The sequence below is a fragment of the Streptomyces sp. SM1 genome (genome assembly GCF_002910825.1).
GTDB classification, from domain to species: domain Bacteria; phylum Actinomycetota; class Actinomycetes; order Streptomycetales; family Streptomycetaceae; genus Streptomyces; species Streptomyces okerensis.
On sequence record NZ_NEUB01000309.1, the window covers coordinates 1 to 8,668 of the forward strand.

Here is an 8,668-nt window from a genome sequence, read left to right on the forward strand (position 1 = left end):
CCCGCCCCCGCCGGCCGACGACCCCACCCCGGGGGCGGAGACGACCGCTCCCACCGGCGGAGGCGGCGACGACACCCCTGTCGACACCGCCGCCGGCGCCGACGACGCCCCGGCGGTCGCCGCCGGGAACCCGGGAGCCGAACCCGGACCCTCCACCAGTTCCGCCGCACCGTCCCCGGAGTACGTCCTCTGATGGCATCCCGAACCCGCCGGCGCCGTGTCCCCCTGCGCCTGCTGCTGCCGCTGCTGTTCCTCGTCGCCCTGATGGCGATGCTCATGCTGCGCGGCTACGTGCACAGCGAGATCCTCGCCGACCACCGCGTCCAGCCCGAGGCCGCCGCCGACCGGGTGCCGGACGCCATACTGGAGGGCGGCCCGGTCATCGACACCCGGGAGGGCCGCGCGGAGACCCTGAGCGTGCCCGACCGGCACGTCGTGCTCACCTTCGACGACGGCCCCGACCCGGTCTGGACCCCCAAGGTCCTGGACGTGCTCGAGGAGCACGACGCGCACGCCGTCTTCTTCGTCACCGGAACGATGGCCTCCCGCCACCCCGACCTCGTCCGACGCATGGTGGCCGAGGGCCACGAGATCGGTCTGCACACCTTCAACCACCCCGATCTCTCCCTGCAGTCGAAGGACCGCATCGACTGGGAGCTGTCGCAGAACCAGCTGGCCATCACGGGAGCCGCCGGCATCCGCACCTCGCTGTTCCGGCCGCCGTACTCCTCCCAGGCCGGCGCCATGGACAACAACTCCTGGCCGGTCACGCAGTACATCGGCGACCGCGGCTACATCACCGTCGTCAACACCCACGACAGCGAGGACTGGCGCCGGCCCGGCGTCGACGAGATCATCCGCCGCGCCACGCCCCAGGAGGGCAAGGGCGGCATCGTCCTGATGCACGACTCCGGCGGTGACCGCCGGCAGACCGTCCAGGCGCTGGACCGGATGCTGCCCGACCTGAAGAAGAAGGGCTACGCGTTCGACAACCTCACCGAGGCCCTCGAAGCGCCCAGCGCGCACTCCCCGGTGACCGGTGTCGAGCTGTGGAAGGGCAGGGCCTGGGTCTTCCTCGTGCAGGCCTCCGACAACATCACCGGCGTTCTCGTCGTCGGTCTCGCCGTCATCGGCTCCCTGGTCATCGCACGCTTCGTGCTGATGCTCCTGCTGTCGGCGGCGCACGCCCGCAAGGTGCGCCGCAAGGGCTTCGCGTGGGGACCGCCGATCACCGAACCGGTGACGGTGCTGGTGCCGGCCTACAACGAGGCCAAGTGCATCGAGGCCACGGTGCGTTCCCTCGTGGAGAGCGATCACCCCGTCGAGATCATCGTCATCGACGACGGCTCCAGCGACGGCACCGCGCGGATCGTCGAGTCGCTGGGCCTGCCGGGCGTCCGGGTGGTCCGCCAGCTCAACGCGGGCAAGCCGGCCGCCCTCAACCGGGGTGTGGCCAACGCCCGCCACGACATCATCGTGATGATGGACGGCGACACCGTCTTCGAACCGACCACCGTCCGCGAACTGGTGCAGCCCTTCGGCGACCCGCGCGTGGGCGCCGTCGCGGGCAACGCCAAGGTCGCCAACAAGGACAAGCTGATCGGCGCCTGGCAGCACATCGAGTACGTGATGGGCTTCAACCTCGACCGCCGGATGTACGACGTCCTGCGGTGCATGCCCACCATCCCCGGCGCCGTCGGCGCGTTCCGCCGCTCCGCGCTGGAGCGGGTCGGCGGGATGAGCGACGACACGCTCGCCGAGGACACCGACATCACCATGGCCATCCACCGGGACGGCTGGAAGGTGGTCTACGCGGAGAACGCCCGCGCGTGGACCGAGGCCCCCGAGTCGGTGCAGCAGCTGTGGTCCCAGCGCTACCGCTGGTCCTACGGCACCATGCAGGCGATCTGGAAGCACCGCCGCGCGGTGGTCGACCGGGGTCCCTCGGGCCGCTTCGGCCGGGTCGGACTCCCGCTGGTCTCCCTCTTCATGGTCCTGGCGCCGCTGCTGGCCCCGCTCATCGACGTGTTCCTCATCTACGGCCTGGTCTTCGGCCCGACCGACAAGACGATCCTGGCCTGGTTCGGCGTCCTCGCCATCCAGCTGGCCTGCGCGGCCTACGCCTTCGTCCTCGACAAGGAGAAGCTCACGCCGCTGCTGTCACTGCCGTTGCAGCAGATCCTCTACCGGCAGCTGATGTACGTCGTGCTGCTCCAGTCCTGGATCACGGCGCTCACCGGCGGCCGGCTGCGCTGGCAGAAGCTGCGGCGCAAGGGCGGTGTCTCCGCCCCGCCGGGCGCCTCCGCCCAGCAGTCGCAGGCCCTGGACGGCAGACCGGTGGCGTAGGCCCCGGCCCCGTCACATTCCCGCCTCTCCGGCGACGCACCAGGAAGACCCCTACACGTGACCGCACCTCTCCTGCCGTCCGGCACGGACGCGACGGAGGCGACGGAGACGGCGGACGGATCGAAAGCCCCGTCCGACCCGTCCCGTCCGGCACCGTCCGAACCGGCCGTCCGCCCACCCGCCCGGGACCGCTACTTCGACCTGCTCCGCGCGGTCGCCCTGTTCCGCGTCGTCCTTTACCACCTGGTCGGCTGGGCCTGGCTGCCCGTCGTCTTCCCGTCCATGGGCGTGATGTTCGCCCTGGCCGGCAACCTCATGGCCCGCTCCCTGAAGCGGCCCGCCGTCCAGGTCGTACGGGGCCGGATGCGCCGCCTGCTGCCCCCGCTGTGGCTGCTCGGCGCGATCGGCGTGTCGGGCATGCTCGCGCAGGGCTGGGGACCGGACGACGACGGCCACCCCGGCTGGTGGTTCCTCCACCTCACCTTCTGGGTGCTCCCGCTGAGCGACCCGCCCTACGCCGAGGGCGTCGCCGGGATCCAGGGCGTGCTCGGCGAGGACTGGGCCGCCGAACTCGCGGGCCCGCTCTGGTACATCCGCGCCTACCTCTGGTTCGTCCTGCTCTCCCCGTTCCTGCTGAAGCTGCTGCGCGCCCTGCCGTGGCCGACGATCGCCGCGCCGCTCGCCCTGTCGGCGATCCTGGAGTTCGGCTGGCTCTCGCTCCCCAGCGAACGGATCGACTCGGCGCTCACCGACTTCAGCACCTTCGGCGCCTGCTGGATCCTCGGCATGGCCCACCAGCAGGGCGTGCTCCAGCGCCTCCCGCGGTACGCCGTGCCGTCCCTGGCGCCGATCGTCGCCGCCTTCGGCCTCTGGTACGCCTTCCACCAGGGCTTCAGCACCGGACACGACCTTGACTCCATCCCCTTCGCCCAGGCCGTGTGGTCGTTCGCCACGGTTCTCCTGCTGCTGCACATCAGCCCCTCGTGGGCCGAGTGGCCGGCGCGGCTGCGCCGCTGGGACCGCCTGATCACCCTGCTCAACTCCCGCGCGGTGACGATCTACCTGTGGCACAACGTGTGCATCCTGGCCGCCGCCACGCTCTACGACCGGCTGTGGGGCTTCGACTCGCTGGCGGACCACGCGCCCTGGCTCCTGGAGAGCCCCTGGCCGGTCCTGCTCCTGGCGTGGATCCTGATCTCCGGCTGCGTCCTGGCGTTCGGCTGGGTGGAGGACCTCGCGGCCAGGCGCCGGCCCCGGCTGTGGCCGGACGGAGGCTCGACCGGGCGGCGCCGGTCGGGCACCGGGGCGCACCGGGCCTGACGGCCCAGCCGCGTGTGGCTGGGCCGGCACGGGCTCACTGCTGCTTCGGCACGTCGTTCGCGCAGGTGGTCGCGGTAGGGATCGACGAGGCAGGCCCGGTGGGTGGGGGCGCGGGCCATACGGTCCGGCTCGCTGTGGCGGGCGTAGCGGTTGGCCGTGTTGAGGGAGACGCCCAGGCGCCGGGCGCATGCGAGCAGGCCGACGCTCTGGTCGAGGAGGTCATGGACCTGCTGCCACCGTTCCCGGGTGGTGGCGGCGCGTCTGCCCTCGTGCAGGGGCGGGCCGAACTTGCTCCAGCACGAGGCGTGCGCGCCGATCTCTTTGAGGGCTGTTTCGGCCAGGCCGTGCCAGAGGTGCCGGCGGTCGCCGACCTGCGACTGGGCGTCGTCGACTGCCTTGTTGCCGGTGCCGGTGCCGGTGCCGGTGCCGGTGCCGGTGTCGGTGTGGGTGCTGGGACCGCCGGGCTTGCCGTAGCCGGCGCAGTGCCCGTACGGGAAGCAGCTCTCCCCAGACGAGTACGTCAAGAAAGACATCAGTACTGTGGCTGTTGTGCGCGTTAATACTCCTCGTGGTCAGGTCGACTTGATTGCGGGTAGCGGAGATGGTTTGACGCCCGCCCAGATGTCTGTCCCTCTCCGCCCGGGCGAGATGCATGTACCTAACATCCCCGGAACGCATACTGAACAGAACGCCTTGTTGTATGCAAAGACGTTCGGATACACGCCAGTCGCTGGAGGAACATCCAGAAATGTGTGCCTCAGGATCTGCGCTCCGTTCATTCGAGGCGAGGGTGGCAGAATGATGGGGAACGTCTTCCCCGGTAGTGGTACAACGACAACGCGCCAGAGGAGTTTTGAATGGTAGTGGACGCCGCGGTCGCCGAATCCCTGAGAGGGAGTGAGCGAGTCAGGCTTGCTGCGTTCGTGGCAAGCTGTACCGAGCGGATGGCGCAGCTCTTTACAGGTCTGCGAGGTGGAGATGCTGACCGCGCCGAAGACATCGATCTCTACCTGAGAATCCTGGACGAGCTTTGGGACCCAAGCCTGGCCGACGACGTATGCGCTGCCCGCATGGAGGCGCTGGAGGAGTTTTCGGAGCTCCAGCCATCCGAAGAGGGGCTCGTGGACGTAGCGGATATCTACGCCTTCTATGCGGTCCTGTGCATGCGCTATGCAGTCCTGTGTCGCGCTAACGGAGAGCCGGAGGACGCGGTACGTTGCGCTCACGCATGCCTCACTGCGCTGGGGTAGCTAGATCGAAATATTCCGCAAGGTGCTTTCTTTGAAGGTGAGCGCGAAAGTCAGCGTCGGATCCTTCTCGATGCCCCCCACCTCTGGTGAATCGCTCTTGCGGCTTCGAAAAATCGATCGAGATGCAAGTCGCGAACGACTGCTCGCGGTGAATTCAAGGCTTCGGAATTAGCGCGGCGAAAGTGAGTAGAGGGCCCGCCGGAGCGATATTCCGGTGGGGCTTCTCGCATCTTGACGGCAGTAGCTGACGCTGAGGTTGAAAGGGTGGGGTGCCCAGGGCCCCGGCAAAGTCGTCGATCATGCCGCCAGGAGCAGGTTGATGGGGCGGTCGGTGTCGCGTGCGCGATGCCGTAGGGCGGCAGCGATGTTGTGGTGGCCGTCCAAGCGGAGCAGGGTGATCGCGGCGTTACGGAGGCCCGCCATGACGCGGGGTGCCTGCCCGGTGCGGACCTGGGAGCGGTCCTCGTCGAAGGTGACGTCACGGACCCAGTGCAGGCGGTTCTCGATCTACCCGTGCGACTGCACCCATGCGGCCAGGACCGCCGGCGGGCGGCGGTGGCGTCCGCGCTGGTGATCAGGTGCACGATCTCGACGGTCCGTCGGCTCTTCCTGGTGACCGTGCGCCGCAGTTGGGCGACCTGCACGGCTCCGCTGAAGTCGATCCACGCCGGTACGTCGACGACCTTGATCGTGCGGGTGGCGCGGCGTCCGTGTCCTCGGTCCGTCCTGGTGACAGCGGGTACCGACGTCCACGGAAGGGCCTTGAGTTGCGCGAACAACGACTTCTGATTGGCCTTCACGGTCAGGACGTAGTCGCCTCCGGCCTCGGTCACGAGCGTCGCGGTGTCGTGCTGGGTGTGCAGCGCGTCCATCGTGATCACCACACCGTCCAGGTCAAGACGGCCAGCAGTTCCCGGACGGCGGGGATCTCGTTGCTCGTCTCCCGCACCGCGACCTGGCCGACCACCGCACCCGAGCCGTGTGCGAGGGCGGCGGCCAAGTGTGGGGCCTGAGAACTGCCGCCGCGTGCGCCCCGGACGGTCTTGCCGTCGACGGCGATGACTCCGCTCCTCATGTCCGACGAAACCGCGCCTCAAGGCCCTCTGGACAACTTCCCCCCCCGAGCCATAGCTTCACGGCCTTGAGACTAGTGGTGGGCGAGGTGGAGGATGCGACGCCGGCCGGTGGAGGCGAGCTGGCTGGCTGCGGGAGAACAGGCGGAACCGCAGGCGGCGCGGTTCTCAGAGCCTTGCCTGGCTGGTCAGACCCCTGTCCGAAGCATGCGAGGCCCCTCACCTCATCGGCAACGCAGATGGTGCGGCCACATACCGACATGAGTGAGGAAGTCGACCCACGAGATGAGAGAGAGGCTGAGCTGGGGGCCGGACGTGTTCTTCGAGTCGCGTATGAGGACGGTGGTGGGAGTGGTGGCCACTTCGACGCAGTTGGATGCGTCGGGGCTGTGGGAAGACTTTCGCCACTGGTGATCGGACATAGTGATTCTCAGGTCTCCTGGGCGATGCGGTGGATCAGGTCGCGGGATTCGGCGGGCTTGAGGGCGTTCGACTCCATGCGGTCGAGTACAGAACGGTACTTGTTCAACTGGGCTTCCGCGTCGAGGAATTCGCACCCGTGGTGGGTGTCCAACTGCACGGTGTCGAGCTGTGGGACGGGACCCAGCAAGTAGTCGACCGACTGTCCCGTTCCCGGGAAGGAACCCTTGCCGAACGGGATGATCCGAACGGTGACGTGTTCCAGTTCGCTCATGTCCAGCAGGTGCCGGAGCTGGGTGCGGACGGTCGTGGGGCCGCCGTACCCCATGTGCAGAGCGGACTCGTGGATCACCGCCGTATAGGGGGGTGGGTCCTTGCGGTGGAGAACGCCCTGGCGCTTGATGCGGTGGGTCACGCGGTGCTCGATCTCGAACTGTCGTAGCGGTGGTACCGCTTCGCAGAAGAGTGCGCGGGCGTGGTCCGTGGTCTGTAGCAGTGCCGGGATGTGGACGACCAGTGCGACGCGTAGTGCAGTCGCGTGGTGCTCCAGTTCGGCGAGGTCGATGAGGCCTACCGGAAGATGCTCCCGGTACTCCTCCCACCAGCCCCGCGATCGCCGCCCGGTCATCGCGGCCAAGGCGTCGACCAGTGCAGCGTCAGGGCAGGCGTAGGCGTGTGCCATGGAGTGGACCCGGTCGGCGCTGACAGGCGTGCGGCCCGTCTCGATCATGCTGATGCGCGCCTGGTTGACGCCGAGCAGTTGCCCGGCGCCGGTCGCGGTGAGGCCGGCCTGTTCACGGAGCTTGCGCAGCTCAGCGCCCAGTCTCCGCTGCCGCAGCGTCGGATTGTTCGTGGGCGGCAAAGTGTGTCCCTCCCGGCCGCGAGGCGGCGCGTTTCTCCCTCACACGAGTGAAGCCTGGATGGATTCATCTCTTTTCGTAGGAACTATCTAACCATCGGTCCTACGGTGGTCACACAGCGCTCGATCGCCCACTCCGCATGCCGGAAGTGCACCGCAACTTGCGACACCGCCACCGCCCGACGGAGTTGTTGAGCGCGTCCCGGCTCCCTTCCAACTCCCGGAGACAACCATGGTCACCGTAGCCCCGCCCCATCCCTGGGTGTACGCCCTTCGCCTCCCCCATGACCCCCGCGCGGTACGCGTCGCACGTGTGACGGTGCGGGCGGCACTCGACGGGCACGGGATGCAGGACGCCGCCGACGTTGTGGAGTTGCTGACGTCGGAGCTGGTCACCAACGCCTACCGGCACACCAAGGGGCCCGCCTCCCTGCGGCTCACGGGGTTGAGCGACGGGCGGTTGCGGGTCGGGGTGTGGGACAGCGATCCTCGCATTCCCGCCCCGTTCAGCGGGACCGGTGACGACCCCGCCCCGCTCGCTCCATCCGACGCCGAAACCGGGCGCGGACTGTGCCTCGTGCGGGAGTACGCCGACTCCTGGGGCGGTTGGGCTCTCGGCGACGACACGCTGAGGCGAGGGGCCCGGGAAGCTGCTCTGGTTCGAAGTGGGCGGGCGTGCGAGACTGCCGCTGTTGCGGAAGTGAACGGTGTGACCAGGGGGCGAGGGCGGATGAGTAAGCGGCAGACGCGGAAGATGCTGCAACTGATGGCGAGCGGGGAGCCGGTCGAGCTCACCAGTGCGATGGCGTCCGTGAAGAAGCTCGCCCGACTCGCCTTCACCGCCCAGCAGTTCGGGTACGAGTACGCGGACGTACGGCAGGGCGGCGGGAACAACAGCCAGCTGAAGATGCTGATCGTGCCCGATCCGAGCCCGCAGGCCCGCGCCCGCGCCGCGCAGAACCGGGCGCAGTACCCGAACGCCGGCGACGGGGTGTCGGTGCCGCCGCTCGTGCCGGACGCCTTCGAACTCCTCAAGGCCCGCATCAACTTCGACCTCACCGGCAAGAGCGGCGAGAAGCGGATGGGCTACGGAGCCATCGGTGTCTCCATCGGCTGCGCGATCGTGCCCTTCCGGCTCGGGGGTCGTCCTCCGACTTCGTCATCGCGGCCGTCATCTGGCTCGCCCGCATGGGCGTCTTCGGCATCGGCCTGGTCGTCAACCGCAGGCGCAACGCCAGGTTCGCGGCCCGGCTCCAGGCGGCCGGATTCGTTCCCGTGACGGACGAGACCGGCCGGGTCCGCCACCTGCCCCCGGGCGGGATGCCCGGCCACGGCAACCCCTTCGGCGGCGGCCCGTACGGCGCTCACGCCCCCGGGATGCCCCAGGCCGCCGGAATGCC

The 8,668-nt window shown here is 68.9% G+C and carries 7 protein-coding genes and 3 pseudogenes; 6 read left to right on the forward strand and 4 right to left on the reverse strand.

The window, feature by feature from the left end; genetic code table 11:
- From B9S61_RS40705 to B9S61_RS40710, 4 genes and pseudogenes are all read left to right on the forward strand, one after another.
- Positions 1–193 (forward strand): annotated as a pseudogene (locus B9S61_RS40705) (hypothetical protein); the annotation flags it as partial.
- Positions 193–2,346 carry a glycosyltransferase gene (locus B9S61_RS07475; RefSeq protein WP_103541535.1) on the forward strand — a complete coding sequence of 718 codons (2,154 nt, stop codon included), beginning with the start codon at positions 193–195 and terminating at the stop codon, positions 2,344–2,346. The pseudogene B9S61_RS40705 and the gene B9S61_RS07475, both read left to right, overlap by 1 nt.
- A 57-nt stretch (positions 2,347–2,403) precedes the next feature.
- Positions 2,404–3,666 carry an acyltransferase gene (locus B9S61_RS07480; protein ID WP_258039583.1) on the forward strand — a complete coding sequence of 421 codons (1,263 nt, stop codon included), beginning with the start codon at positions 2,404–2,406 and terminating at the stop codon, positions 3,664–3,666.
- A gap of 857 nt (positions 3,667–4,523) precedes the next feature.
- Positions 4,524–4,916 (forward strand): hypothetical protein, encoded by a 393-nt coding sequence (locus B9S61_RS40710; RefSeq protein ID WP_181007285.1) that lies wholly within the window; start codon positions 4,524–4,526, stop codon positions 4,914–4,916.
- 297 nt (positions 4,917–5,213) lie between these two features.
- Here the strand turns inward: B9S61_RS40710 and B9S61_RS42155 are convergent, their stop codons facing one another.
- The 4 genes from B9S61_RS42155 to B9S61_RS07500 form a co-directional block, all read right to left on the reverse strand.
- Entirely contained in the window at positions 5,214–5,339 is a 126-nt protein-coding gene (locus tag B9S61_RS42155) for a hypothetical protein (RefSeq protein WP_258039584.1), read from the reverse strand.
- 454 nt (positions 5,340–5,793) lie between these two features.
- Positions 5,794–5,991, reverse strand: a complete 198-nt coding sequence (locus B9S61_RS42160) for a hypothetical protein (RefSeq protein WP_258039585.1) — start codon at positions 5,989–5,991, stop codon at positions 5,794–5,796.
- Positions 5,992–6,213: 222 nt separating this feature from the next.
- Positions 6,214–6,411, reverse strand: a complete 198-nt coding sequence (locus B9S61_RS07495) for a DUF397 domain-containing protein (protein WP_103541536.1) — start codon at positions 6,409–6,411, stop codon at positions 6,214–6,216.
- An 8-nt stretch (positions 6,412–6,419) separates the two neighbouring features.
- The gene (locus tag B9S61_RS07500; RefSeq protein ID WP_103541537.1) at positions 6,420–7,271 is read right to left on the reverse strand and encodes a helix-turn-helix transcriptional regulator; all 852 of its coding nucleotides are present in this window, start codon (positions 7,269–7,271) and stop codon (positions 6,420–6,422) included.
- Between the two features lie 229 nt (positions 7,272–7,500).
- Here B9S61_RS07500 and B9S61_RS43250 point away from each other — a divergent pair.
- Both B9S61_RS43250 and B9S61_RS07510 read left to right on the forward strand, forming a co-directional pair.
- Positions 7,501–7,806, forward strand: a pseudogene (locus B9S61_RS43250) (ATP-binding protein); the annotation flags it as partial.
- A 192-nt stretch (positions 7,807–7,998) separates the two neighbouring features.
- A pseudogene (locus B9S61_RS07510) lies at positions 7,999–8,668 on the forward strand (hypothetical protein); the annotation flags it as partial.

Coding starts and splice junctions, on each gene's coding strand:
- B9S61_RS42155 (WP_258039584.1), bottom strand. CDS start 5,339: ATGGCGGGCCTCCGTAACGCCGCGATCACCCTGCTCCGCTTGGACGGC.
- B9S61_RS07475 (WP_103541535.1), top strand. CDS start 193: ATGGCATCCCGAACCCGCCGGCGCCGTGTCCCCCTGCGCCTGCTGCTG.
- B9S61_RS40710 (WP_181007285.1), top strand. CDS start 4,524: ATGGTAGTGGACGCCGCGGTCGCCGAATCCCTGAGAGGGAGTGAGCGA.
- B9S61_RS07495 (WP_103541536.1), bottom strand. CDS start 6,411: ATGTCCGATCACCAGTGGCGAAAGTCTTCCCACAGCCCCGACGCATCC.
- B9S61_RS42160 (WP_258039585.1), bottom strand. CDS start 5,991: ATGAGGAGCGGAGTCATCGCCGTCGACGGCAAGACCGTCCGGGGCGCA.